At 59.6% G+C, this 26,190-nt stretch carries 22 protein-coding genes and 1 tRNA gene; 15 read left to right on the top strand and 8 right to left on the bottom strand.

Going from position 1 to position 26,190, the window contains the following annotated elements:
- Positions 1-686: 686 nt before the first annotated feature.
- The 4 genes from B071_RS0109615 to B071_RS0109600 all read right to left on the bottom strand — a co-directional run bounded on the left by B071_RS0109615 (position 687) and on the right by B071_RS0109600 (position 4,052).
- A tRNA-Pro gene (locus B071_RS0109615) sits at positions 687-760 on the bottom strand.
- 106 nt (positions 761-866) lie between these two features.
- A complete protein-coding gene (locus tag B071_RS0109610; RefSeq protein WP_438829680.1) occupies positions 867-1,151 on the bottom strand; it encodes a DUF1667 domain-containing protein in 285 nt (94 codons plus the stop codon).
- Between the two features lie 139 nt (positions 1,152-1,290).
- A complete protein-coding gene (locus B071_RS0109605) occupies positions 1,291-2,577 on the bottom strand; it encodes an NAD(P)/FAD-dependent oxidoreductase (RefSeq protein ID WP_018526889.1) in 1,287 nt (428 codons plus the stop codon).
- On the bottom strand, positions 2,577-4,052 hold the full coding sequence (locus B071_RS0109600) for an NAD(P)/FAD-dependent oxidoreductase (protein ID WP_040588019.1): 1,476 nt from the start codon (positions 4,050-4,052) through the stop codon (positions 2,577-2,579). The genes B071_RS0109605 and B071_RS0109600 overlap by 1 nt, the downstream gene beginning before the upstream one ends.
- Before the next feature lie 619 nt (positions 4,053-4,671).
- Between B071_RS0109600 and glpK the strand changes: the two genes are divergently transcribed.
- From glpK to B071_RS16930, 12 genes are all read left to right on the top strand, one after another.
- Complete coding sequence (glpK, locus tag B071_RS0109595; protein ID WP_018526887.1) at positions 4,672-6,171, top strand: glycerol kinase GlpK; 1,500 nt, start codon at positions 4,672-4,674, stop codon at positions 6,169-6,171.
- Positions 6,172-6,390: 219 nt separating this feature from the next.
- Entirely contained in the window at positions 6,391-7,068 is a 678-nt protein-coding gene (gene trhA, locus B071_RS0109590; RefSeq protein ID WP_040588018.1) for a PAQR family membrane homeostasis protein TrhA, read from the top strand.
- Between the two features lie 66 nt (positions 7,069-7,134).
- A protein-coding gene (gene prfB, locus B071_RS0109585; protein ID WP_157703119.1) for a peptide chain release factor 2 occupies positions 7,135-8,242 on the top strand; the annotation gives its coding sequence in 2 pieces (ribosomal slippage) (positions 7,135-7,194 and positions 7,196-8,242; 1,107 coding nt in all).
- Between the two features lie 43 nt (positions 8,243-8,285).
- Positions 8,286-9,788, top strand: coding sequence for a DUF8525 domain-containing protein (locus B071_RS0109580; RefSeq protein WP_018526884.1), 1,503 nt, complete (start codon positions 8,286-8,288; stop codon positions 9,786-9,788).
- Positions 9,789-9,879: 91 nt separating this feature from the next.
- Positions 9,880-10,752, top strand: coding sequence for a signal recognition particle-docking protein FtsY (gene ftsY, locus B071_RS0109575; RefSeq protein ID WP_026245131.1), 873 nt, complete (start codon positions 9,880-9,882; stop codon positions 10,750-10,752).
- The gene (locus B071_RS0109570) at positions 10,727-11,746 is read left to right on the top strand and encodes a hypothetical protein (RefSeq protein WP_018526882.1); all 1,020 of its coding nucleotides are present in this window, start codon (positions 10,727-10,729) and stop codon (positions 11,744-11,746) included. The genes ftsY and B071_RS0109570 overlap by 26 nt, the downstream gene beginning before the upstream one ends.
- Positions 11,747-11,773: 27 nt before the next feature.
- Entirely contained in the window at positions 11,774-13,033 is a 1,260-nt protein-coding gene (locus B071_RS0109565) for an FtsX-like permease family protein (RefSeq protein ID WP_018526881.1), read from the top strand.
- A 69-nt stretch (positions 13,034-13,102) separates the two neighbouring features.
- Positions 13,103-13,813 (top strand): ABC transporter ATP-binding protein, encoded by a 711-nt coding sequence (locus B071_RS0109560; RefSeq protein ID WP_018526880.1) that lies wholly within the window; start codon positions 13,103-13,105, stop codon positions 13,811-13,813.
- A complete protein-coding gene (locus B071_RS0109555) occupies positions 13,795-15,126 on the top strand; it encodes an ABC transporter permease (protein WP_018526879.1) in 1,332 nt (443 codons plus the stop codon). The genes B071_RS0109560 and B071_RS0109555 overlap by 19 nt, the downstream gene beginning before the upstream one ends.
- 79 nt (positions 15,127-15,205) lie before the next feature.
- Positions 15,206-15,787, top strand: a complete 582-nt coding sequence (locus tag B071_RS0109550) for a UvrB/UvrC motif-containing protein (protein WP_018526878.1) — start codon at positions 15,206-15,208, stop codon at positions 15,785-15,787.
- Positions 15,774-16,883, top strand: coding sequence for a hypothetical protein (locus B071_RS0109545; protein WP_083914786.1), 1,110 nt, complete (start codon positions 15,774-15,776; stop codon positions 16,881-16,883). The genes B071_RS0109550 and B071_RS0109545 overlap by 14 nt, the downstream gene beginning before the upstream one ends.
- A gap of 54 nt (positions 16,884-16,937) precedes the next feature.
- Entirely contained in the window at positions 16,938-19,541 is a 2,604-nt protein-coding gene (locus B071_RS16930) for an ATP-dependent Clp protease ATP-binding subunit (RefSeq protein WP_051075283.1), read from the top strand.
- Here the strand turns inward: B071_RS16930 and radC are convergent.
- On the bottom strand, positions 19,538-20,188 hold the full coding sequence (gene radC, locus B071_RS0109535) for a RadC family protein (RefSeq protein WP_040588015.1): 651 nt from the start codon (positions 20,186-20,188) through the stop codon (positions 19,538-19,540). The genes B071_RS16930 and radC overlap by 4 nt on opposite strands.
- Positions 20,189-20,640: 452 nt before the next feature.
- Here radC and B071_RS19645 point away from each other — a divergent pair, with 452 nt between their 5' ends.
- Entirely contained in the window at positions 20,641-21,732 is a 1,092-nt protein-coding gene (locus B071_RS19645) for a hypothetical protein (RefSeq protein WP_157703118.1), read from the top strand.
- A 142-nt stretch (positions 21,733-21,874) separates the two neighbouring features.
- Entirely contained in the window at positions 21,875-22,519 is a 645-nt protein-coding gene (locus B071_RS20210; RefSeq protein WP_438829672.1) for a DUF6657 family protein, read from the top strand.
- 89 nt (positions 22,520-22,608) lie between these two features.
- On the opposite strand, the gene B071_RS0109515 is transcribed toward B071_RS20210, so the two are convergent.
- Complete coding sequence (locus B071_RS0109515) at positions 22,609-23,694, bottom strand: AI-2E family transporter (RefSeq protein ID WP_018526871.1); 1,086 nt, start codon at positions 23,692-23,694, stop codon at positions 22,609-22,611.
- A 52-nt stretch (positions 23,695-23,746) separates the two neighbouring features.
- Here B071_RS0109515 and B071_RS16925 point away from each other — a divergent pair, with 52 nt between their 5' ends.
- Complete coding sequence (locus B071_RS16925) at positions 23,747-25,012, top strand: RelA/SpoT-related domain-containing protein (RefSeq protein ID WP_083914784.1); 1,266 nt, start codon at positions 23,747-23,749, stop codon at positions 25,010-25,012.
- A gap of 28 nt (positions 25,013-25,040) precedes the next feature.
- On the opposite strand, the gene B071_RS0109505 is transcribed toward B071_RS16925, so the two are convergent.
- The gene (locus tag B071_RS0109505; RefSeq protein WP_018526869.1) at positions 25,041-25,373 is read right to left on the bottom strand and encodes a ferredoxin-thioredoxin reductase catalytic domain-containing protein; all 333 of its coding nucleotides are present in this window, start codon (positions 25,371-25,373) and stop codon (positions 25,041-25,043) included.
- 71 nt (positions 25,374-25,444) lie between these two features.
- On the bottom strand, positions 25,445-25,690 hold the full coding sequence (locus B071_RS16920) for a glutaredoxin family protein (RefSeq protein ID WP_438829679.1): 246 nt from the start codon (positions 25,688-25,690) through the stop codon (positions 25,445-25,447).
- Positions 25,691-26,190 lie beyond the last annotated feature (500 nt).

Raw genomic sequence — 26,190 nt, 5'->3', positions numbered from 1 at the left:
GGATATCCGAGAGCACGCACAGTTCCCGAAAGGTTGCCACCGTGCTCGACGTAATAATCAACGGCCGCTTGTTTTTGCTCGTCTGAGAACCTTGGTTTACCAAGACAGGTCCTGTGAAGGTCTCCGTATTCCCTATACTCCTGGTACTACAAATAAAGATTCTTCCGGGACGGATAACCCAGTTCACGGATTGTCGCTGCGGCTGATCGATCATACTGGATGTAGAGCTTCACTGCTCTCATCCTCTCTTCATACGAATACAAGGACTGCCTCCTGAAGGAGTCCATGAAAAGGTCCGCATCCCCGCCCCCTGCAGTATCCCCGTTGGCTCATGCCACTGTCATGAAAGTCTCGGCAGATTTTCTGCCACCGTTCTCGATGCTCTGGTGTTGCTTTCATGGGTTTGCCTCCTGGAGACACATTCTCTCCAGAAGCACCCGGCATTAACAGGTGGGGATAATTTTACGGTTACGATTAAACTGATCGTAGACGGTGTAATAGTAGATTTTTTTGCCCGATGGAACGGTTTTCCTGAACAGGGTAAAGGGAGCTCTATACCGCATACGGCGCCCCCGTGACCCCACGTCCTGTATAACTGTTTACATAAGTGTTTACACTCAGGCAAATGAGCATAAAAAATCCTTTCCGCATAAGCATAAACACTTACACGGAAAGGAATTAACCTTTCGGGCTGGGCGGATTTGAACCGCCGACCCCTTGTCCCCCAGACAAGTACGCTAAACCCCTGCGCTACAGCCCGTTCAATACGTTCGGGAACTTACCACAGGGACGAGACTCGTGTCAACGGGTCCCGTCCCCGGGGGGAGGCTTTGACCGATCCCTTGGGGCCGGTCAGGCAGATGTTTTTACTCGACCCGAGTGACTTCTCCGCTCGCTACCAGGCGGATCCCCTTGCCGCGCCAGTCCTCGATCAGAACATCCCCGACATGGACAGGGGCCTCTACCTCTATCTTGCGGGTATCTTTTGCCAGCTCCAGGAGCAGGCCCTTGGGCATCGGTTCCGGTGTCCAGACGGGGACCATGGGGCGGTTTCCGTTTTTCACCTTCAGGCTTGTGGGCAGAACCCGACGAGGGTCCTGAATCTCCTGCTTTACGTAGTCCACACCCAGTTTGCACTTGTTGCCGCTCATATTGAGAATTTCGTCGTCCGGGCCGAGCATGGTCTGGACCTCGCAGCCCCGGGGGCACCGGAGGCAGATNTCAGTACGGGTCCGGTAGTTGCCTTGCAGTTCTTCACTCATTGTTTCTTTTCTCCCTCTTCCCTGTGACTCACGAGATGGATGCTACCAGCTCGGTAGCATCGGTGCTCAGGAGCTTCTCGAAGTCCTTCGCCTTCAGTTTGTGGACGATCATCTCAGCCGGGCGGGCATACTGTTCCCGGAAGGAGACCACCGTTTCGTCACCGGCGGTGAGCTCGATCTTTACCATCCGCTCCATGAGCGCGTTGGGCCGCATCGTCAGAAGGACCTCGTGATCCTGATCCTGCTCCAGGAAGACCTCCTGGGGGATGATGCTCCCGATATTTGCTCCCGGTTTCAGGCGGATCGTGCGGTGTTCCCTGAGATCCCGTCGGGCAGCTGATTCGGCGTATTTTGCGGCACTCTGTCCGGCCACCTCGCCGGCCTTGCTTACGTAGTCGGCCAGGTCGTAGATCGCCGTGACGTTTCCTGCGGCGTAGATGCCGGGCACGTTGGTTGCCATGTCGGAATCCACGATCGGCCCGTTTGTCCTGGGGTCGAGCTGGACTCCGGCTTTTCGGGAGAGTTCGTTCTCGGGGATGAGGCCCACCGAGAGGAGCAGGGTATCACACTTGATGAACTCCTCCGTGCCGGGAATCGCCTGAAGGTTCTCGTCCACCTTGACCGTCTCGATTCCCTCTACCCGCTTGTCGCCGTAGATCTTGTTTACCGTGGTGCTCAGGTGCAGGGGGATTCCGTAGTCCTGGAGACACTGCACGTAGTTGCGCCGAAGGCCCGTCAGGTAGGGCAGGAGCTCCAGGACGGCGTGGACCTTGGCCCCTTCGATGGACATGCGCCGGGCCATGATCATCCCGATATCGCCGCTTCCCAGGATTACTACCTCGTTCCCGGGCATGTAGCCCTCGATGTTTACCAGGCGCTGCACCGTTCCGGCTGTGAAGATACCGGCAGAGCGTGTACCGGGCAGGCGGATCTGCGCCCGGGTTCGCTCGCGGCAGCCCATGGCCAGGACGATTGCCTTGGCCTTGAAGTGCAGGTACCCGTCGGTGCTGTTCATGGCGTAGACCTGGTGATCTGCTGTGAGATCTACCACAATCGTATCCAGGAGAATATCCACGGGGAGCTTCCGCAGTTCCACCTCGTAGCGGTGGGCGTACTCTGGCCCCGGGAGGTCGTTCCCGAAGTTAACCGCGCCAAAGCCGTTGTGAATACACTGGGGAAGGATTCCTCCCAGGCTGTCGTTCCGCTCGATAAGCAGAATCTTTCCCTTGCAGGCTTCGTAGGCCTTGATTGCGGCGGACATTCCCGCAGGGCCGCCGCCGATGATGATGACGTCGTAGGTTGTGTTTGGCTGCATCAGATTACTTCCTCTTTTGTCTGGCGGTACAGGAACACCGAGCCCGGTCCCTTTTTGGTGATCTCTGTCATGGACATGTTGAGTTCCCGCGCGAGGATCTCCATTGTCCGGGGGTAATCAAAACTTCCCTGACAGCGGCCGGTGCCCAGCCAGGTGCGGCGCTTGATTGCGTCGTAGGATGTGGCGGGGATGGGTGAATGGATCGCATCGATGATCTCGCCCTCCGTGACTTCTTCGCAACGACACACGATGCGGCCGTAGGCGGGATTCTGTGCCACCAGGGCAGCCCGCTCTGCGTGGGAGAGATCCCGAAAACGGGGGATGCGTTGGCGTTTGGGTTGCCAGTCCGATTTTTCTTCCAGTTTCAGTCCCGCTTCTTTCAGGAGGTTTGCCACATACTCGGCGATTGCCGGGGAGGAGACATACCCGGGGGACTCGATGCCAGCCAGATTTACCAGTCCCTCCACGGTTGAGGACACCTCGATCAGGAAGTCCTTGTTTTTCCCGTCGGGGGCGTGGTTCCCTGTGGCCCGCAGCCCCGCAAAGGTGGCGATCACGTCCCGGGGTGAGACTGCCGGAACCAGACGATGCGCACCGGAAAGGATGGAGTTCATTCCCTCTTTGGTGACCGACCGGTCCTCTTTATCCTCGATGGGATCCGAATTGGGGCCCACCATGGCGTTGCCGTGGGTGGTGGTGGTGACCAGGATGCCCTTGCCCTTCTCGCTGGGCATGGGAAAGAGCACGCTGCTGATGGTGAAGGCTGAATCATCAAAGACGAAGTACTCACCCCGGCGGGCGGTGATCTCAAACTCCGGATGGTCGCCCACCATATGCATGAGCTCGTCGCTGTGGACGCCGGCAGAGTTGATGAACCACTGTGCCTCGATGGTGCCCTTGGTGGTCTCGACACCCGTGAGGGCACCGTTCTCTACGATCATACCACGCACTTCAGCGTCGAAGATAAAGGTGACGCCGTTAACGGCAGCGTTTTCGGCTGCACCCAGGACACCCTGGAAGGGGTCAACCACGCCGGCCGTTGGTGTAGAGAGTGCCCCTGTAACGTCGGGTGTCAGGTGAGGTTCCATCTCCAGAACCTGGTCCCGGCCAAGAATCTCGAGGCCCTTTACCCCGTTCTCCTTGCCCCGTTCATAGAGCGGCCTCAGACCCGCCTGTTCTTCGGGCCCCACAGCAACGATCAGGGCGCCGGTTTTGTCCAGGGGGATGTCCAGCTCGGGAGCGATCTGGTGCCAGAGCTCGTTGCCCCGCACGTTGAGCCGGGCCTTCAGGGAGCCCGGAGCAGGATCGTGCCCGGAGTGGATGATTGCGCTGTTGGCCGTGCTCTGGCCCATTCCTACGTCCGAATCCCGTTCGACCACGGCCACGGACAACTTGTAGCGGGACAGTTCTCGTGCGATCATGCACCCCACGATCCCCGCTCCGACGATAACAACATCGTACTTTTGCTGGCTCACCTCATTCACCTCATATAACTGTAATGGGAGTGTAACTTCTTGCAAACAGAGTAGACCCGGTATGAACGTCTGTCAAGAAAAAAGTTACAATGGTTCACAATATGAAGGTGAATAAAACTGTTTATGTGCTGGGGGTGCATTAAATGGCTGTTCAGAATTTCCTGGCTTGTTTCCCCGAGGATGGAGATAGAGGCGGCAGACAATAGGCCTGGTCAGGACGGGGCGGCACGGCTTGTGTTCGGGGCGGACCTGTTTTTCCGGAGTCCTGGGGAGGCTGCACATTTGGAAAAGTTTTGGTTGACGGCTGTCCTGAGTGGGTGTAGCATCACTGTAGGTCGGGTTACAAACGTCAGAAAAAGATGTAACACCGTAACAAAGGTACTTTGGTAGTGGAGCTTTTTATTTTTGTCGGTTTTTGACTGACATTTTACTTCCTCCTTTGAGTATCTTTATTTTTTGCGGGTCGTCTTGTGAGATATTGGCAGTAATCCATCTAAAACCATGGGTTTGTCACCGCAGTCGGTGATAAACGGCGGAGGCTTGCCTGGAAAAGTTTTCGTCGTGAATATGTGTTGTTGAGTAGTAAGTTCCAGGGAGAAACAAAAACGGAGGTTTTTTTATGGCAGCGAAGTATGTGATGGCGTTCGACGCCGGGACGACCAGTAGTCGTGCGATCCTGTTCGACCACGGCGGCGACATCGTGGCTGTTGCTCAGCAAGAGTTCCCCCAGATCTATCCCAAGCCGGGCTGGGTCGAGCACGATCCCATGGACATCTGGGCAACCCAGAGCGGTGTCGCCCGTCAGGTGATTGAGAAAGCCGGAGCAAAGCCCGATGAAGTTTCCGCTATCGGTATCACCAACCAGCGCGAGACCACCATCGTCTGGGAGAAGAGCAGCGGAAAGCCCATCATGAACGGTATCGTCTGGCAGGACCGCCGTACCGCCGGTATCTGTGACGAGATGAAGAAAAAGGGCCTCGAAGCCTACGTTAAGGAAAATACCGGTCTGGTTATTGACGCGTATTTCTCCGGAACCAAGGTAAAGTGGATGCTCGACAACGTTCCGGGAGCACGCGCCAAGGCTGACGCCGGCGAACTCCTGATGGGAACCGTCGATACCTGGCTGATCTGGAAACTCACCGGCGGCAAGGTCCACGTTACCGACTATTCCAACGCATCCCGCACGATGCTCTTCAACATCAAGGACCTCAAGTGGGACGAGAAAATGATGCAGGAACTGGGCGTTCCCGCTTCCATGCTTCCTGAAGTTCGCCCCTCCAGCGAGATCTACGGCCACACCGACGAGAAAACCTTCGGTGGAGCCAAGATTCCTGTGGCCGCAGCGATCGGTGACCAGCAGGGTGCTCTCTTTGGACAGGCCTGTTTCGACGTTGGTATGGCCAAAAACACCTACGGAACCGGTTCCTTCGTTCTTCTGAACACCGGAACCAAGCGGGTTCCCTCCAACACCGGTCTTCTGACCACCATCGCCTGGGGTCTGGACGGCAAGGTCGAGTACGCTCTGGAAGGAGCTATCTTCGTGACCGGTGCTGCTGTACAGTGGCTGCGCGATGAGCTCAAGATCGTTTCCGATGCTGCTGACACCAACTACTTTGCCTCCAAGGTGAACGACACCAACGGTGTCTACATGGTGCCCGCCTTCGTTGGTCTTGGTGCTCCCTACTGGGATCAGTACGCTCGTGCCGCGATTGTCGGTCTTACCCGTGGGGCCAACCGCGATCACATCGTGCGTGCTACCTTGGAGTCGATCGCGTATCAGACTCGCGACGTTATCGAGTGCATGGAGAAGGACTCCGGTATCGAGAACAAGGAGCTCAAGGTTGACGGCGGAGCTTCCATGAACAACTTCCTGATGCAGTTCCAGGCTGACATCATCGGTGTTCCCGTTCTTCGGCCGAAGATCGTTGAGACCACCGCTCGTGGTTCTGCCTTCCTGGCCGGTCTCGCATCGGGATTCTGGAAGAACAAGGGCGATCTGGCCACGGCTTTCGAGCTGGACCGGAAGTTCGATCCCTCCATCGACAAGGCTGAGCGCGACAAGCTCTACAAGGGCTGGCAGAAGGCTGTTACCAAGGCCATGGACTGGGAAGATCATTGATCTGATCAGTGTGTGCAAAAAAAAGGGGGAGCCGTCCTGCATTATGCAGGGCGGCTTTTTTTGTTTGCCCAGCGAGGCGGGCAGACCCGGCCGGTGGCTCGTCGTTCGTCCCGGAGCCCCGGATCGCCTGTGGGATTCTGCCGGAAGGTATTCTGCAGGAACCAGCGGAAATTCCGGTGTTTCATTGACCAAAGCCGGGATATGTCGAATGATCCGGTCATGAGTACGAACAATTCCTTCTATCAGTGGTTTCTGGATCATATTACACTTCACGATCACGATGATGAAAAAGAAGAGCTCCTGAACGGACTGACCCACCTGCTGGGGGGAGGTTTGAGCCTGGTAGCGCTTCCGGCGATCCTCATCAAGGCGCTCGGGGGGGGGAACTCTTCCCTGCTGGCGGCTGGGCTTGTCTTTGGACTCTCCATGATTCTGCTCTATTTCTCCAGCGGCATGTACCACCTGGTCTCGGGGCCCGTGGCAAAGCGGGTGATGAGGATCATGGACCATACGACTATTTATATTCTCATCGCCGGGACCTACACCCCGATCATGGTGTATCTGGGAACTTCTGAGGCGATGATTGTCCTCTGGACCGTCTGGGGGCTCGCCGCAGCGGGGTTCTTTTTCACGATCTTCTTCTGGGGACGGTACGGATTTCTCCACGTTCTGTTCTATCTTGGCATGGGCTGGATCGTGCTGCTGGTCTGGCAGACGCTTCGCGAGGTGGTTCCCCCGGGGCTGGTACACTGGGCGATCGCCGGAGGTGTCACCTACACAGCGGGGACCATCGTCTACGGGCTCAAGATGATCCCCTTCTACCACGCGATCTGGCACCTCTTTGTTATGGGCGGAAGCGCCTGCTTCTTTATCGGGATTTACCAGAATCTCCTCTAGAGGCCTCCGTGACAGGCCAGGGTGGGGCGTGCTATCGTGAGTATCATTTTGAGGAGGATTACAACGATGCTACAAGATATGAGACAGCCCCTGGAGGCTCTGAAACAGAACGTCCGCTCCACCTGGAGGTATCTTTGACCCCGATGCTATACGTGCCCAGATAGCAGAAAAGGANCTTCTCTCGGGTGATCCCGATTTCTGGAATGATCGGGAGAAGGCCGAACGGACCATGACCGAGATCAAGCGCTTGCGGCAGATGATCGAGCCCTGGGAGGAATTGATCGCTCAGGTCGAGGATACCGAGGCGCTTCTGGAGCTGGCTCTGGAGGAGGACGATGATTCCCAGGAGGGCGAGATTCGTCAGGCCCTGGAGGAGCAGCAACGGTGCTACGATTCGCTCCAGCTCAAGCAACTCCTGCGGGACGAGGCCGATGCGGCCGGAGCCTTTCTCACGATTCACAGCGGTGCCGGAGGTACCGAGGCCTGCGACTGGGTGAGTATGCTCTACCGGATGTATCGGCGGTGGATTGATAACCATTCCATGCAGACCGAGGTGGTGGATATGCTCGAGGCCGAGGGGGGGATCAAGTCCGTAACCCTCGAGGTGAAGGGCGACTACGCCTTTGGATACCTGAAGGCCGAGGCAGGAATCCATCGGTTGGTGCGGATCTCTCCCTACGATTCCAGCGGTCGTCGCCACACTTCCTTCGCCTCGGTCTACGTGTCGCCCGTGATCGACGACACCATCGAGGTGGATCTGAAGATGGAGGATGTGCGGGTTGACACCTACCGTGCCAGCGGGGCCGGGGGACAGCACGTAAACAAGACCGATTCGGCGGTCCGCATGACCCACATCCCTACGGGCATTGTTGTTCAGTGTCAGAACGAGCGGAGTCAGCACAAAAATCGCGCCATGGCCACGACGATGCTCAAGAGCCGTCTCTACGAGTACTACCGGCAGGAGCAGGAGGCGGAACAGGCCGCCAAGGCGATAGAGAAAAAAGACATTTCCTGGGGAAACCAGATCAGGTCCTACGTGTTTCAGCCCTATACCATGGTGAAGGATCTTCGGACCTCCGTGGAAACGGGTAACGTTCAGGCCGTTATGGATGGTGATCTTGATCAGTTTATCGAGGCTTTCCTCAAGTACCAGGCCGGTCAGGCCCTGGACTGATTCCGGGGGAGGCCTCTCTCGGGGGCTTCTTCCCGCTTTGGCCGTGCTGGTTTTTCTGCTGGCCGGTCCGGGGGCGGACCTCCGGGCATCGGGCCGGGGTGAGGACGATGCGAAGCTCCGGCGGGACGTGATCGAGGGGCTGGTGCCGGAGGATCCGGTCTGGACCGTTGCGTTGGGGGCGGTGGAAGTTCCCCGGGGCACAGTCCCGGACCGAACCGTTCTCGGTTCGTATGTGCGGGTGATCCAGGATCTGATCGGCGATCTTCCCGAGCGCCACCTCTCGGAGGAAGAGCGCCTTCTCTGGGCAGAGGACCGGTTTCGTCGGGAAGAGGCTCGCCTGGCGCGGGCGCTGGAAGAACGCCGGCACCGGCTGGATCGTCAACGGTTGGAGTCGGGGCCCCGCAACGGCGCTTTTGTCCCCTATTCAGAAGATTCTCGCTACGCAGCCCTTCAGCGGGAGTTGAGGGTTCTGGGCAGTATCGATCCCCGGGAGATCCTGCCCGGGGAACGGGTCCCCCTGAAGGCCAGCGAGCAGCCTGTCCGGTACAGTAGTGGTCTCCGCAGTTCCGAAGTCCTGGCGGAGGAGCTGAAGGCCGATATTCTCCTTATTCTGACCCTGGATGTGCTGGAGGATTCCCCCGGGGAGACGCTGGTTCTCACGGTGCGGGCCCGTCACAGGCTCGGGGGGCGGGAACGGCAGGTGGTGAGGGTCGTCGGCCGGGGACGGGAGATACCCGGTATGCTCGAGGCCTCTGCAGCGGAACTGGTGCGGGAGGTTTCGGGCGTCTCTCTGGCGTCTCTGGAGGTGCAGGTCCGGGATCGTCTTGGTGAGGTCGGTCGGCCCGGGGGGGGCGGGGATGCCCTGATCAGAATAAATGGAACTCTCGCCGGTGCGGGGAGTGCCCGGGAGCGTTTTCTCCTGCCGGGGCCGTACACGGTCTCGGTGCGCGCTCCCGACGGGCGTCGTGCCGAGGAGGGGCTGATTCTCCAGGGGGGAGAAGATCGGGTTCTGGTGGTCGACCTTCCTCCCGTCGAACCCCGAATATTCCGGATCGAGACCGATCCCCCCGGGGCCAGAGTTTACGAAGGGGCTCTCTGGCGAGGGGTTACCCCTCTGGAGATTCCCCTCCCGGGAGAGGCGCGGGAGTATGTCCTGCGCAGGGATGGCTATTACGATAGCCGTCTGCAGGTTTCTCCCCGGGGGGATCTCCTGTACAGGCGGGAGCTGACGCCCGTTGATCGCGACTGGGCCGGTGCGGTCAAGGCCTCGAGGGATAGTTTCTATCGCTCCTTTGGGGCCTTTGCCCTCTCTTTAAGCGTGCCCGTGATTCTGAACGGCCTCTATGATGATCTGGGAGGCCTCTTTCCGGGAGGTCAGGCCCGGGCTGACCTCTCCCGGAGCGAGCAAAGCAAATATCAGGACCGGTCCGATGCGATTCTGGCGGGCTATTATGTCAGTGTCGGGTTGAGTGTTACCCTCTTTGGGAATATGCTGTGGAGACTCAGCCGGTATATTCGTGTCTCTCAGGAGTATCACGACCGATAAGCTCCGATGCAGCAGGTTCAGGGGCGGGATTCCCGGTCAGGGGTGCGCGGGGCGGCTCAAAACAAGAGGAAACGGAACAGGTTGTACAAGGATGGCAGGAAAAAAGCGATTTGGCCTTCGTTTGCGGGAGCTCTTCTCCCTGGGAGGGCAGGAAGATGATTTCTACGAGGAACTGGAAGATCTGCTGATCGAGGCCGATCTGGGGGCCTCTGTAACGATGGCGCTGGTGGATCATCTGCGGGAATCACGGCGGTCGCGCGACCGGGAAGGACTTGTCCAGGCGCTGCGGGAACTACTCCTGGACGGGCTGGCTCCGGCAGAGCTCAATCTGGACCCCCAGCGTCTGAATGTGGTTCTCTTCCTGGGGGTAAACGGTGTGGGGAAGACCACGAATCTGGCCAAGTGTGCCCGCTGGTATCAACGGGAGTGGCCCCAGGCAGGAATCCTTCTTGCTGCAGGCGATACGTTCAGGGCCGCTGCGGTGGAACAGCTCTCTCTCCACGCCGAGCGCCTGGGGGTGAGGATTGTCCGTCAGGGTACCGGTTCCGATGCGGGGGCCGTGGTTTACGACGCGATCACCAGTGCACAGTCCCGGGGAGAGCGGCTGGTTCTGGCCGATACGGCGGGGCGGATGCATAACCGGGCCGATCTGGTGCGGGAACTGGAAAAAATTCACGGTATCATCCGGAAGCTCACCGGGAGCGAGGCGGTATACCGCAAGATTCTTGTGATAGACGGGACAACGGGCCAGAACGCTCTTCGTCAGGCGGAACTCTTTCATGAGGCCGTGGGAGTCGATGCGGTGCTTCTCTCCAAATACGACTCCTCGGCCCGGGGCGGGGTTCTGGTTCCCCTTCAGCGCTCGCTGGGGTTGCAGTGCGGCTGGCTCGGGACGGGCGAGAGCTACGAGGATCTGCGGCGGTTCTCACCCGAGGCGTATGTGGACGATCTTCTGGCTCCCTGAGTCGCTCCGTGCCCCGCTCCGGTGGGTGCTTCGCGCCGGGAGATGGCTGATAGCGCGCAGCGCCCTGGCGGGGCTGGTCCTTTTGCCGGGTCTGTTGGTCTCTCCCTTCCCGGCAGAGGCCGGCGAGGTGACTTCCCTGTGGTTTCTCTCGAACAGGGACGGTGAGGAACTCGAGGGAATCCGGGCTCCTTCTCTCGATGACGAGGGGGGGCTGAGGGACGCTCCGGGGGATGGATGGATTCTGGAAGTTCGTCCGCCCCACAAGGAGGCCGGCGGGGTCGAGCGCCGTATCCTCTACTACCAGGGAGAACGGCTGCGGGACTATTTTCTGCGGTATCGTCCCGAGGGAACGCTCCGGGAGGTGCGACGGTGCGAGAGCTCCGGAGTCTGCGTCTCGATCCGCTTTGCTGCCCCCGATGCACCGGGATTTGAGTCGATCCGGAGCGCCCTGGGGACGCGGGAAATCGCCTGGGATGGCGAGGGCTTTCCCCATCATCTGCGGAGAGAGGTGCCGGGAGAGCTCCCCGAGGATATCTGGTACACCTACGAGGAAGGCCGTCTGGTGGCGTCCCGCCGGGTCCAGGGGGAGCAGGAGATTCTCCGCCGGTATCGTGCAGGGCTGCTGGTGAGGGAGGAGACCCGTGTGGGGGGGCGGCGAACCCGGCTGGTGACGATGGAGCGGGACGCCCGGGGGACCCTGGTAGAGCGCATAACCGAAACGCGCCGTGAGGTTGAGCGGGAGCGATTTTACCCGCCCCTGCCGGGGCAGGTGGTGCGCCGGCTCTGGCGCGGCGATGCCCTGATAGAGGAGGAGGAGCTTCTGGAGGAGGGGCTCCGGCGGGTTACCCGCTTCCGGGGAGAGGAGAAGCTCTTCCGTTCCTGGTTCTCCGGTGATATCTTGGTCAAGCGTGAAGTGTTTCTGGACGGCCAGGTTGTGCGTACCGAGAGACCCGCCCCGGATGATGCGTCCCGGGAATCCCCGGATCAGGAGTAAGACCGCCATGAGAGGACAACGATCAGTATGAAGGGGGCGGGATGGATCGTTTTTGTCGCGAGGCGTCTGCTCGTTTCCGGGCGGTCCCGCGGCGGAGGGGCCGGACTCTTTTCCATTCTGGGTATCGCTGCGGGAGTTGCCACGCTCGTGGCTGTCCTGTCGGTGATGAACGGGTTTCAGATGGGCATGATAGAGAATATTCTCGAGGTAAACTCTTCTCATCTCCGGTTGTACACTCCCTACCAGGCCGGGTCTCCCGAACAGGCCGAGAAGGTAGCTTCTCGTCTGCGCTCTCTTGGGGGTGTTCGATCGGTCACGGTCTCGGCGGAGTTGCAGACCCTGGTGCGGGGCTACTGGGCTGAGCCTCGGGGTGCGGTGATTCGGGCGGTTCCCCCCGACTGGCTCGCCCAAGATCCTGGCGCGGCAGGGCAGATCGAGATGGTCCAGGGGGCCTTCGATCTGGAAACCCGGGGGACCGTGGTGATCGGTCAGCAGCTTGCCCGGGGCCTGGGGCTCCGTCTGGGAGATAATCTGGCTGTGACTCATATTCCAGGGGGGGGGCTGCGTCCGGCCGAAGAGGTTCTTGAGGTGCGGGGGATCTTTCGGACGGGGTATCTCGATTATGATCAGGGGTGGGCCTTTGTTTCCCTCGCCACGGCTGCCGGGGACCTCCACGCCCGGGAGGAACTCGTTCTGGGAATCAAGCTCGATAACCGCTACGGTGATCAGGCGGCAGCCGGGATAATTTCCCGGGAGGCCGGGCCGGGGTATGAGCTGGTATCGTGGCGGGTCTTCAACCGGGGAATTTTTGGTGCCCTGCGGGCGGAGAAGGGGATGATGACGCTTCTGATCAGCCTGATCTTTCTGGTTGTTTCGGGCAATATCTATCAGCTCCTGCGGCGGAATATCCTGGAGCGGAGTGAGGATATCGCGATTCTCCGCGCCCTGGGAGCTCCCGACCGGAGCGTTCGTTCCGTTTTTATTCTGGAGGGGTGGATGATCGGTGTAGCCGGTTCCCTGCTGGGGCTTCTGGCGGGGCTGTTTCTGGCGCTGAATGTGAACGAGATCTTCGGGGTGCTCGAGGCCCTGTCGGGGCTCTTTCTCCAGCGGGGGGCGCGCATTTTTTCTCCCGCCCATTTCTATATCCAGGAAGTGCCGGTCAGGGTTATTCCGGGGGAACTTTTTCTGGTCGTGTTGGGTGCCACGGGAGTCTCGGTGTTTTCGGCGATGATGGCCGTCCGGGCCGTGGCTGAGTACCGGCCCATGGAACTGCTGCGATCCCGCTAGGGCGCAGCCTCGCGGGAAGCTGGCCCCTGATGAGCGCGGGGCTGGCCCGGGCGAGATAGAGGAGGAACGATGAAGGAGACAGTTTTTTCGGGAGAGCCCTCCCGGGGTGTGGCAGTTGCAGTCCAGGGGGTGAAAAAGACCTTTCCCAACGGAGGAGAGCGTCTTGAGGTTCTCCGGGATGTCTCTTTTTCTGTTTCCCCCGGTGAGGTCGTGGCGGTCACGGGGGAGAGCGGGAGTGGCAAGAGTACCCTCCTGAGCCTCATGGCGGGGCTGGATCTGCCCGATCAGGGAACGATCCGCGTGGGGCCCCGGGAGGTTCAGGCTCTGGATGAGGAGGGCCTGACCCGATACCGGGCCCGCACGGTGGGGCTGGTTTTCCAGTTTCACTATTTACTCAAGGATTTCTCTGTCCTGGAAAATGTGATGCTTCCGGCCCTGATGCAGCAGCGGAGTCGGGAAGAGGCCTCGGTGCGCGCGACAGAGCTGCTTGCCCAGGTGGGGTTGCAGGAGCGGCTTCACCATCTGCCTCCCCAGTTATCGGGGGGCGAGCGTCAGCGGGCCGCCGCTGCCCGGGCGCTGATTAACGATCCCGAGGTTGTTCTGGCCGACGAACCTACGGGGAATCTCGANGATGCCAATTCCCGCCGTCTCGAGGAGGTGCTCTTCGGGCTGGTGTCGGAGTACGGCAAGACCCTGATCATCGTGACTCACGATCAGAATCTCGCCCGGCGAACCGCACGGTCCTTCCATCTGGAGCAGGGATGCCTCGTTTCGGACTGACCCTGGTGGCCGTCCGCTTCCTCTCGGGGGCTCCAGGGGCGCGCCGGGGGCGGGGGCGTCTCGCGGGAGCGGTTCTTGCCGTGGCGATCAGCCTGGTTCCTCTGGTTGTGGTGCAGCACGTGGCAGACGGGATGATCCGGGGGATCGTGGAGCGCTTCGTCGAGACCGGCAGTTATCATATCCAGGCGATTCCCCAGTCCGATATCTCCCGCGACGAGTGGGAGGAGCTTTCCCGGGAGGTCCTGGCCCTTCCGGGTGTGCGTTCAACTCTGGTAGAGCATCAGGGGTTCGGCCTGATCTATTCCGACCAGGGACGGAGCGGGGTGACGCTTCGGGGGGTTCCCCAGGCGTTTTGGGACGAGGATCCCGGGGTTCGGGCGTTTCTTGAGGTTCGCGCCGGGGAGTTCGATCTGGAAGCGGATCGAGGGATCGTCCTGGGGCTCGACGTGGCCAGTCGCCTGGGTGTTGCTCCCGGGGATGAGGTCCGGCTTCTGACGGTGCGACCTTTGGGGGAGGGACGGATGCTCCCCCGGGTAAGCCGGTTTCGGGTCACGGGGGTAGTGTCGACGGGGTATCGCGACCTGGACCGTCTGTGGGTCTTTATCGAAGCCGATCGGGGAAGACAGATTATCCCTCCCGAGTCGGTTCGCACCATTCTGGGGGTCAAGGTTGATCACCCCTTTGCGCTGAATAATCCGCTCTTTCAGCGAGGACCGGGGGTCCTTCTGGCGGGGGGGGAGCGGGCACGGATGCACGCTACCTGGGAATCCCTGCGCGGGCTTCTGGGGAGCTCCTGGGCAACCTACACCTGGTACTGGCTGGAAGAGGGGCGGTACATCTCCTTTCTTACGAGCCGGAATCTTCTCGCCTTCGTGATGGCCCTGATCGTGGCGGTGGCGGCGGTTAACATCTCGTCGGCCCTGATCCTCCTGGTGGTAGAAAAGGAGGAAGAGATCGCAATTCTTCGGGCTACGGGCATGTCGTCTCGCCAAATCGGGGAGGTTTTCCTTCTCTGTGGAGCTGTTATCGGCCTGGGCGGTGCGGTGCTGGGGGTTCTCCTGGGGACGCTGGTCTCGCTCCACCTGAATGAGATCATCCGGGCCTTTGAGGTTCTGGCGGGATTTCTCGCGGGGCGGGAAGTGGATATCTTCAGCGCAGACTTTTATCTCGAGCAGATGCCGGTGGAACTGTCCTTCGAGGCGCTCTTTTTCTCCATCTTTCTGGCGCTTCTTTTCTCGCTGGGTGCTGCGCTCCTTCCCGCTCGCCGGGCTGCCGCGCTCCTGCCCGACAGGGTTCTTCGGGGACACGGCTAGGGGCAAGATGCCTCTGCCCGGTTCGTGAGTTGCGCCGGGATGATTGGTTAATGGCGGGCTCCGTGGTAGACTGAGACCGATGAAACGACGGGATCGACGATACACCCTGGTGCGCATGAAGGGGAAAGCACAGCAGCAGCGGGACCTTTCTCCCCAGGAGGCCCGGGAACTGGGGGTTGCCGGTTCCCGCGAGGAATGCCCCTCGGTGGCCTATCTCTTTGAGGGGATCTTCGCCTGGCACCGTTGCGGTCCGCGTACCACCAGGGCGTGTCCCCGCTGTGGTACCACCCTGCGGGATGTGGTTCTGCACCATCGCGTGGGGTGCTCGGGGTGCTACGCTCTCTTTGATCAGGCGATCGACCGGATTCTCCGGCTCCACCGGGAAGATGCCTCTCACCGGGGGCGGTTGCCCCAGCGGCTCGCCCGTTATCGCCGGATCTTTGTGGAACGGGAGCGCGTGCTGAACAATCTTTCCCTGGCTGTGGAGCGCGAGGACTTCGAGTCGGCAGCTCTTTTGAGGGATCAGCTCCAGGAACTGTCCCGGGATACTCCTTCGTCATGCGATCTCTCCGACCCCTCCGGTGTCCCGGGCTCTTCCGGTGTCCGGGGGCCTTCCGATCCTGCGGGTCTTTCCGATATCACGGGCCATGCTGATTCATAGGGCTCTTCCTTCCCGACAGGGCTGGTTCTCCCACGACGGAAAAGAGGGCGACGTGGTGGTAGCCACCACCATGGAGCTCTCGCGGAACCTGGCGGATCTTCCCTTCAACGGCAAAGACCGGGATGGTCCGAACCTGGAGGTGCGGAGGCGCGTCGAGGAGGCGGGGACGGCCCTGTCCGGTGACTACTACGCGATCGACGGTGTACGCCTGCGCCCGGAACTCCGGCGTTTCTTCCTGGCTCGGGGGGTTCTGGCGGGGGAGGGTGATCGGGCTTTCTCGATCGTTTCTCCGGGCGAAGAAGAGATGATCCGCCTGGGCGGCGAAGATCACCTGGTATTGCAGGGAACTTCGGGAGGGTGGAACCCCGGGGCTGCCCAGGAGAAGGCTTCCCGGCTGGACCGGTTCCTGGAGGAGCGCCTCTCTTTCGCGGTGTCTCTCCGGTTGGGGTATCTTTCGCCCCGGCTTCATCGGGCTGGAACGGGATTGACGGCGGGGGCGGTGCTCTTTCTGCCGGCTCTCCACCAGGGCGCCCAGGGGCTTCCCCGGCGGGCGAAGGAGGGAGGGCTCCAGGGGAGCCCCCGGGTTATGATTCGCGCGCTTTCGGGAGAAGAAGATCTCCACCCCTCGCTCTACAGACTCACCTGCCGGGCCTCCTTCGGAGAATCGGAAGAGGAAACCACGGCAGAACTTGCTGCCCTGGTAGAGCGGTTAGTATATTATGAGCGCAAGGCTAGGGATTTGCTCCTTCGGGATCACCGGCAGGAACTGGAGGACGCCGTCCACCGGGCTCTGGGGGTCCTTGCCTTTGCCCGGGTTTTGTCCCGTCGCGAGGCGATGGAGCAGATCGGCCTGGTTCGTCTGGGTGCGGTCTGCGGGTTGATCGAGGGTGTGGTCCTCAGGGAGGTCACGAATCTTTTTTTTGCCGCCTGCGACAGTTCCGTGGTGGTCTTCTCGGAAAAAAAGAACGAGAATAACCGTGAGAGCCTTGATGTGCCGAGGGCAGGATTGATCAGGGAGATGCTGAAGGCCGCCGTGGGGCAGGATGTCCCCGGGGCACGGGAAGACGAATCGGCACCACGAGGCGGGACGGAATGACAGGGAGCGAGATGATGCGCAGCGGGATGCCACGGGGCAACAGGAGAGATAGCGATGTTTAAAGGATTAACACAACGAGCCCAACGGGTTTTGCAGATACTCGCCCAGGACGAGGCAAAGCGCTTTCACTCGGAGCAGCTCCTGCCCGAGCACATCATGCTGGCGATCCTCAAGGAGGGCGGTGGCCTGGGCTACAAAGCGCTGGAAAAGGTGATGATCGATCCCGCCAAGATGCAGATCGAGCTGGAAAACTCCATTCCCAAGAAGCGGGGGGGCTTCACCCTGGGTGATGTTCCTCCCTCGTCGCGGGGCCGCAAGGTTCTGGAGGATTCTGCCGAGGAAGCACGGAATCTGGGCCACGAGTATATCGGAACGGAGCACCTTTTGCTGGCCTGTTGTCGCGAGCACGAGAGCAAGACTTCCTTCTTTCTGGATCAGTTCGGCGTGACCGTGGAGATGCTCCGCGATGTCATTGTGGATCTGAGCGGCGGAGAATCCCGGGGAGGGGCCACTACAGGAGCTGCTTCCGGTTCGGGTTCCCCTTCGGGAAGCAGTGCAGGCACGGGCCGTCGCAGGGTCTCCACCGCCCAGGCGGGCAAGAAAGCCACGCCCACGCTGGACGAGTTCGCCCGGGACCTCACCGCGCTTGCCCGGGAAAACCGGCTGGACCCGGTGGTGGGACGCAAGCGCGAGATCGAGCGGGTTATCCAGATCCTGGCCCGGCGTACCAAGAACAACCCCGTCCTTATCGGAGAGCCCGGAGTAGGCAAGACCGCCATTGTTGAGGGTCTGGCCCAGGAGATCGTCGAGGGGACGGCCCCGGAAGTGCTGATGGGCAAGCGGGTCCTCACGCTCGATCTGGCGAGTCTCATCGCCGGAACAAAGTATCGCGGTGAGTTTGAGGAGCGTCTCAAGCGGGTCATGAAAGAGATCACCAACAGCGGAAATGTGATCCTCTTTATTGACGAGTTGCACACCATCATCGGTGCAGGCGGCGCCGAAGGGGCGATCGATGCCAGTAACATGCTCAAGCCGGCCCTTTCGCGGGGGGAGATGCAGTGTATCGGCGCGACAACCCTGAACGAGTACAAGAAGTATATCGAGAAAGACGCGGCTCTGGAGCGGCGCTTTCAATCGGTGATCGTTCCCGAACCTTCCGTGGAGGAAACCATCGAGATTCTCCGGGGAATCAAGGAGCGCTACGAGGAGCATCACAACGTCTCCTATACACCGGGAGCGCTGGAGGTTGCCTCGGTGATGTCCAGGCGCTATATCGCTGATCGCTTTCTGCCCGACAAGGCGATCGACCTGATCGACGAGGCGGGGAGCCGGAAGCGGATATCCAACAGCGTGCGTCCCACGGAGATCGCCGAGCTGGAACGGCACATCGAACAGCTGAACAGCGAGAAGATCGCCCTGGTCAACAGCCAGAACTACGAACGGGCGGCGGCTGTGCGGGACGAGGTGCGTCAGCTCAAGGAGCGGGTGGAACAGCTCAGGAGTCACTGGCGGGTGACGCTCCGAAGCGAGCAGAGCGTGGTCGATGCTGAAGATATCAACTATGTGCTCAGCGAGATTACGGGGATCCCCCTGGTGAGGATCGCCCAGAGCGAGAGCGAGCGCCTGCTCGACATAGAGAAGGATCTTCACAGGAGCGTGATCGGTCAGGACGAGGCGATCCAGGTGATCGCCTCGGCGATCAGAAGGTCCAGGACCGGACTGAGCGCACCGGAGCGTCCCATGGGGTCCTTCATCTTTCTGGGCCCTACAGGGGTGGGCAAGAGCCTGCTGGCCAAGTCCCTGGCGGAGTTTCTCTTTGGGACCTCCGACGCCCTCATCAGGATAGACATGTCCGATTACATGGAGAAGCATAACGTGTCGCGCCTTGTAGGGGCTCCCCCGGGGTACGTGGGGTACGAGGAAGGGGGTGTTCTCACTGAGAAGATCCGCCGGAAACCCTATAGCGTGGTTCTCCTGGACGAGATCGAGAAGGCCCACCCCGACGTGTTTAACCTGCTCCTGCAGATCCTGGAGGAGGGGGAGCTCCAGGATAACCTGGGCCACAAGGTGAGCTTCAGAAACACCGTTCTTATCATGACCTCCAACGCCGGTGCCCGGGAGATAACCCGCGATGCCTCGGTGGGCTTCCGTTCCGATGAAGGGCTTCTGGAGTACCGCGAGATTCGTTCATCGGCGATGAACGAGCTGCGGAAGCAGTTCCGTCCGGAGTTTATCAACCGCGTGGACGAGATCGTGGTCTTTCACAGCCTCTCCGATCAGCAGGTCCGTTCGATCCTGGAAATCCTTCTGGGGGAGATGCAGACCCGTCTGGCCGAGCGGGAGATTACCCTGGAGGTAACGCGTTCTGCCCGGGATCTCCTGATCGAGCGCGGGTACGATGTAAAGTACGGGGCGCGTCCCCTGCGGCGGACCATCCAGCGGGAGATCGAGGACCCTCTGGCGATGGATCTCCTGCGCCGGCGGTTCGGTGAGGGTGATCACATCGTGGTGGGGGTGCGTAACGGAGAATTTACCTTCCGCCAGAAAAAAAGGAAGAAACACGGAGCTGCCTCTCCCGGCACCCCGGAGCAAGGGCAGGACGATCAGGAACCGCAGACCTCGCTGGTGCCGGGGGATGGTGCGCACCAAGAGGACTAGAGCTCATCCTGTTCCCGGAAGCTGTAGTAGCCCTGGGCCGAGAAGACGATATGGTCCAGGAGGCGGATTCCCAGAATGTCTCCTGCCTCGATCAGTGTGCGGGTGACGGCCCTGTCCTCGGCGCTGGGCTCGGTGTTGCCGCTGGGGTGGTTGTGGGCCACGATGATAGCTGCGGCGCGGTCCTGAAGCGCGTCGGCAAAAACTTCCCGGGGATGCACCAGGGTGCGGTTTACCAGCCCCACCGAGACGATCCGTACAGCGTTGACCTCGTGGGCCCCGTTGAGGGAGATAGCGAGGAAGTGCTCCTGTCTCCGGTCGGCGTAGTGTTGTAGCAGCGGTACTGCATCCGAGGGGTGACGGATCCGGTAGTTTCCCGGCGCCAGGACGCGGCGGCAGAACTCTACCGAGGCGGCCAGAAGCGTGGCTTTGGCCGGACCGACACCGCTTACTTCCATGAGTTCCCGTGGGGTCGCCCGGAACTGGGTCTTCTCCAGGACTTCCAGAACCCGCTGGGCCAGCGCCAGGACACCGCAGCCCTGGTGCCCGCTTCCCAATACAACGGCCAGCAGATCCTGATCGCTCAGAACCTGGGCTCCCTCTTCCAGGAGCCGCTCCCGCGGTCCGTTTCCGTTTTTCAGCAGTTCCATGTAACGGGCCATCTCTCTGGTTTCTTTTGCTTTCACATCAGGGTAGACGGTGGAACGGGCGGTTCTGCTTTTGCGAGAAAGATAATTTTACATCGTTACTGCACATCGTCACCACACATAGCCACCGCACAGAAAGATCGTGACCTGCGATAGTGCCGGGATCAGGACTCTTCCCCGCTCCGGAAGGACCACTCTCATCACCCAGTTTTTTCGGCCAGTAATACGGGGATTTGCCGCAGGATCGGCATCGCGGGCTCGGTATCGTTGATATCGGGAGTAATCCTGTCGTGGGTGTGATACCTCGACAGTGAGACCCCTCGATTCAGCAGATAGTCCGCGCCGAGGAATCTTCCTGCCTCAAAAGATGTGCATACGTTTATTGGCAATATCCCGTTTCGTCCTTGCATTGCGATACACGTTATTCTAGAATTTAGTTATCCAGGGAGGAAAGTATGAAAAAGGGAAATCGGTTTTTGACTGTGGTCGCAGTAGCTGTTTTGCCATTACTGACCTTGGGGTGTCCTGATCTTATGGGTGGCAGCAGTAGCAGTAGTAGTAGCCCTACTGAAACCCTTTACCGGGGGAGTGCTAACCCCGGAGACAGGGTTAGCCTGGAGGTCCGAGCTGATAGAACGTTCACGTTTAGCAACTATGACTTCCCTAATCAAAACGCTACCGGTACATACGCTATTGTGGAAGATCCATTTGGGTTAGAGGGGGTCATCTTGAAAAAAATCACGGAGCTGGGCGACGACTCAATCGATGATTACCGCTACATGTTTGTTGAAGTTCCTGGCCAGCTGGTTATCGCGTATTTGCCTGTTGGCGAGGAACCAAAACCTCAAGCGGCCGTATTGCCGGCTTACAGAGACCTGTCGATTGCTGATGTGGCGGGAAGCTATCACTTCGTGGACATGGTAAAAAATGCTACGGACGATCATGGCTGGGGAAGAATAACTGTAGATGCTCATGGGGCTGTTACAGGTACGCGTATAGACGCTATAGACGGGGATCTACCATCTGAAGAATCTATGGGAAATATTACTGTGGGTTCTGACGGCTACTTTGGTCTTGACGGAGACGGTGCTGAGCATTATGCACTAAGCTTTTTACCAGGCGGTGCGTGGATTTTAGACAGGGGCGTTGACGAGGGTTTTCAGGTAGGTGGAGCTGTACCGGCGACCGATCTAGCTCTATCGGAGGTAGATGGAGCATATACTTTATTTGGTCTCCCAAAACATGATGTAGAAATTGGTGATGTGACATATGAGGCAGGTATGGGGATAGGTAAAGTTGTGATTGATGGAACTCATGTCAATTATCAAAACTATGTTATATATAATGACCCTGATGATGATGAAATGGTTACTGGCAGTTTCACTCTTACTGAGCAACCTTTTCCTGGAATGTACACAGGAGAAAATGAGGAAGAAAATCGAAAATTTCGTTTTATCTTCATTTCTGGAACCGCATTCTTCGGACAAATGTTTAGAGATCATGAGAGTGGTGGATACTGGGATAGCTATTACGGGATAAAGCATTAACCTGGTATCGGTAAGAGACGGGAAAAAAAGACGCAGAACGGAGGCTCGCTTGATCTTTTACCGGGCGGGCCTTTTCTGTATCGGTTGCGGATGTTCGGTTGAGCGAAAGCTCTGTAACTGCTCCACAAATTCGTTTAGCGCGATGGTGGAACGGGCGGTTCTGCTTTTGCGAGAGCCCCTTTTTCAGTATACTTCTCCCATGGCAGAGATAAAATCAGCACTGGAGATCGCCCTGGAGAAAACCCGGGACATCCAGGGGGATCCCGAGGCGGTCCGAAAACACGAGGCGAAGAACGAAGGGCGCAAAATGTTGGCGACCCTCCGCAGGGATCCCGATTTCCAGCTCAAAAAGGCCCTGAAGGCGGTTCCCAGGGACAGAACGGGCTGGGTGAAGGAAGGGCTCTTTGAGGCGGTGCGAAGCAATCTGGTTCTTCCTCAGGAGGAGGCAGACCTGGCCCGGCTGGAAGAGCTTGCGGTGGTCATGAAGGAACTCTCCCGGGATCGGGCTATGGTTGATGCCATCCTGCAGCAGGTGAGGGATTTCTTTTNCCGGTACCTCCAGGATCGGGACCGGTTGATCGAGGGGCTCACGGAGCAGTATGAACCGCGCCGGAAGCAGCGGGAGCAGCAGCTCTCCCAGCAGTACGGTCGCCCTGTAAAGCTCGAAGCATCGCAGGATCCGGAGTTTGCAAAACTCCTTCAGGACCACCTGGGGCGGCTTCAGGAACAGTACCAGCACGCCCTGGTCGAGGTGGAGAGTCATCTGCGGGGTATGGCTGGGTTCTAGGCCCGAGTGCCCACGCGCCNGGGGGTGAACCGGGGCCGTCCGGCANCGACGGAGGGCCCGGTGCTTCCGGGTGTGCTGGAAGGGGGGCGCTAGAAGAGGGGGGTGTTTTTCTCCGCCAGAATGCGTTCGTAGCGCTTCCCGAACTGCCTCCAGGTGACAATAAAGAGCGACGCCGTCACGGGCCCCACCAGAAANCCGATGAGCCCCAGGTGGGCCAGCCCGCCTATNGTCGAGAGGAGCGCCAGGGCGGGGTGTAGNCCCGTGCGGTTTCCCACAAGCTTTGGTCGTATTATGTTCTGATTGATCCCCACCGTCCCGGCGCCGACGCAGATGATGATGATCCCCGCCACAGGNCTCCCCAGGAGGAGCGAGATGATCCCTGCCGGNAGCAAGATCAGGTTTGTTCCCACCAGGGGAATCATGGAGAGCACCATGGTGACCACCCCCCAGAGGAAGGGGCTCGGCAGNCCCAGGGAAAGAAAGAGAATAGTCGTCATGGCACCCTCGAGGATTCCCAGAAAGACGGTGCTCGTCAGNGTGGCACTGATGGTATTTACCATCTCGCTTGTGATCTGGTCGATATTGTGATCGCTCAGCGGGAGGAACTCCTTGATGCGCTGGACGATGCGCGGCCCGTCGAGGATGAAAAAGAAGGTCAGCAGAATGGTGATCAGGAACTTGAAAAGCCCCGTGGAGACGCTGCCCAGATAGCGGCGGGCCATGCGCAGGAGATGGTCCCCCGAGGCCCGGAAGGTCTCCTCAAAGGCCCGGGTGACCTCATCCTCGGGAAGGTAGGCCAGAACGGACCGGATGAGGGGGAGCGCGGCCAGGTGTTCCTGAAGGGTGCTCAGGAGTTCTGTTACGGGGGTCTCCCCCCACTGGCGGCGAAAGATTCCCACCAGTTCAATAACCTCGGCTGCTACCAGGGCCGTGATGATTCCTGCGGGAATAATAACGATCAGAATAATGATTATTGTGGTTATCGACGCCGCAAGACGGGGTTTGCCCAGGCGCCGGGAGATTCTGGTAAAGACGGGCCAGAAGAGATTTGCCAGGACCACCGCCAGGAACGCACTGAGAAGAAAGGGGGTCATGAGGCGGAAAAAGGCCAGGGAAAAGGCAACGAGGATCAGAAGAAATATGATTTCCGGGAGTAGATTGTCAAATTTCTTCATCTTTTTTCTCTCCTCCTCGTTATAATTGTACTCTGCGTGTTATAATGGAGCAATGTACTGCTTAACATTGCCCCTCCCGTCCCGTCGGGAGCTTCAGTATCAATACGAACATCAGTCCTGTGCTCTGGAAAAGGCGCTGCACGAGATGCAGCGGCGGATTAAGGTTGCCCTGGCCTCAGCGGAGATCAGTAGCCCCACCCTCAAGTACCGTATCAAGTCCTTCGACAGCTTTTATGAAAAACTCCTGCGCCGTTCCCGCGAGAGCGGTCCCGGCGAGGACGTGCTGATTACCGACCTCCTGGGGATCCGTGTGGTCTGTCCCTTTGTGGAGGAACTCACCGTGGTGGAGGAGGCCTTGCGCGCCGCCTTCGAGATCACCGAGGTGGAGCGCAAGGGAGCGCATCTGGGCGAGACCGAGTTCGGCTACAGCTCGGTGCATCTCCTGATCGAGTTGCCCCGGGATATTCGCGACAGCTTTCATCTGGACCGGAGCTGGATCTGCGAGGTCCAGCTCCGGACGATCCTCCAGGATGCCTGGGCCGAGGTGGAGCACGAGCTCGTGTACAAGGCAGAACTGACCCCCCTGGACACAAAGTTGCGGCGAAAACTGGCCGCCCTTAACGCAAACCTGACCCTGTCGGACATCATATTTCAGGAGATCCGTGATTATCAGCGTAGCATGAGCCGGAAGCTGATGCGTCGACGGGCCACCTTCTGGTCCCAGCTGGGAGAGCTTTCGGGCAGCAAGAGCGCTTCGGGGAATGGCTCCGAGGGCGAGGATCCGATCCATACCGGAAGCGATACCATCGATACCATGCTGATCAGGGCGCTCCATTTCCACAGTCAGAAGGATTATACCTCGGCTATCCGGGTCTATACCGACATCCTNGCCTACCAGCCCGAGCCCTACGTGAGCGCTATCATCTATACCCATCGGGGGATGGCCCGCTTTGCGGTCCAGGATACCATCGGGGCTGTGGAGGATTTCACGGCTACCATCAGGATATCTCCCAAGACAACCAAGGCCTATCACTACCGGGGTGTGGTCTACCGGGCCCAGGGCAAGCTGGAACAAGCCCTGGCGGATTTCTCGCGGTGTCTGGAATACGATCCCTACCACGTAGATTCGCGGATAGCCCGGGCAGAGCTCTACCGCGAGCTGGGGGAGGGCGAGACGGCGCTGGCCGACTGCGAATGTGCCCTGAAACTGGAGCCCGACAACGTCGCCGCGAGGGATCTGCTCCAGGAAATCCAGGAGCTTCAGGAGACTCGGGAGCTTTCGGTGAGTCAGGGGGCTCCCGCACAGGGAGAGGCCTGACCCAGCCGAGCGGTTCCGGCGCCTCGGGTCAATAGTTTTGGGGGCGCCTCTCGGGGATCTGGGAGACGGGAGAACCCTCGCGGGCCTTCCCGGGAGAGAGAAAGAGCCCGCAAAAGCACTGTCCGTGGTCGTCTATGTCCGGGGCTGCGTACCGGCAGGGGCAAATGATGTCCCGGTCCTCCTGGCGAAGCCCCTCGCCGTCCCGGCAGGGGCAGAGGTAGTAGCCGTAGCGGTTTACGTTTTCTGTGAGCCCCCGGGCGATCTGGTCGCGGAACTCCTGATCCTGCACGGGAACCCACCCGTAGTGGCGGGCGGCCTGCTCGATAAAACGTCGGGTCTCCTCAAGACTTCGCTTTTTCACGGGTTTTCTCCTTGCCCTGCGGGCACCCTCGCTGTATTGCTGCGCCGGTGCCTGATGGTGCCCGCCGGAGGTTACAGATCCAGGGCTCTGGTCCAGACAGATTCGGTNAAGCCGGAGAAGGCCCGCTGGTGGTCCACTACCAGAATGGGGAAAACCACCACGTTGTCGAAGCGGTCCGAGAGTTCCCGTTTTACCTGGCGCTTTGTGGCCTGATCGATCAGGTCCAGGTGAATGTAACTGAACTGCACCCCCGCAGCGGTGAGAAAATCGATCGCCCTGCGGCAGAACGCGCAGGTGGAGAGCGAGAAGACCGTCACCTCGTGGTCCCTCAGGGGGCCATCGACTGTTTCAAATGTAAGGGAATCTATTGCCTTTTCCACACTCTAAAGGTAGTGCATTTTTCTCAACATTTTCAAGCTCTGTCGGAGAGGGAATCGGAAAAGGGATCGGAGAGGGGAAGGCTCTCTGCTGCCGGGAGATTCGGGGCACGCCTCAGATTGAGGGAGTACGGGGTGGTGCTACTCGTAGAGCTGGGGGTTGATATAGCGGTCGGGCTCGGCCACAAAGGGCGGGGCCGCCGTGGTATTTACATGGAAGCGGAAAACCAGACGCGTCGATCTGCGGGGGTCCCGGTCGGCGAAGGAGACCACCCGGGGGTCTCCCGCAAAGACCCGCTCCAGCAGGGGCGAGCGATCCAGAATGAGCTGTGTCCGGGGGGTGGTCCAGTGGAGTTCGACGATGATCGAGGTGATCGTCAGAAGCGGCTCGGGATCGGTATCGTCCTGGAGAAGGTCNTCTTCAGGGGGCTCCTGCCGTC

The organism is Alkalispirochaeta alkalica DSM 8900, from assembly GCF_000373545.1.
GTDB classification, from domain to species: domain Bacteria; phylum Spirochaetota; class Spirochaetia; order DSM-27196; family Alkalispirochaetaceae; genus Alkalispirochaeta; species Alkalispirochaeta alkalica.
Note: the sequence above shows the minus strand (reverse complement) of the source record. Positions and strands in the feature narration are given on the sequence as shown.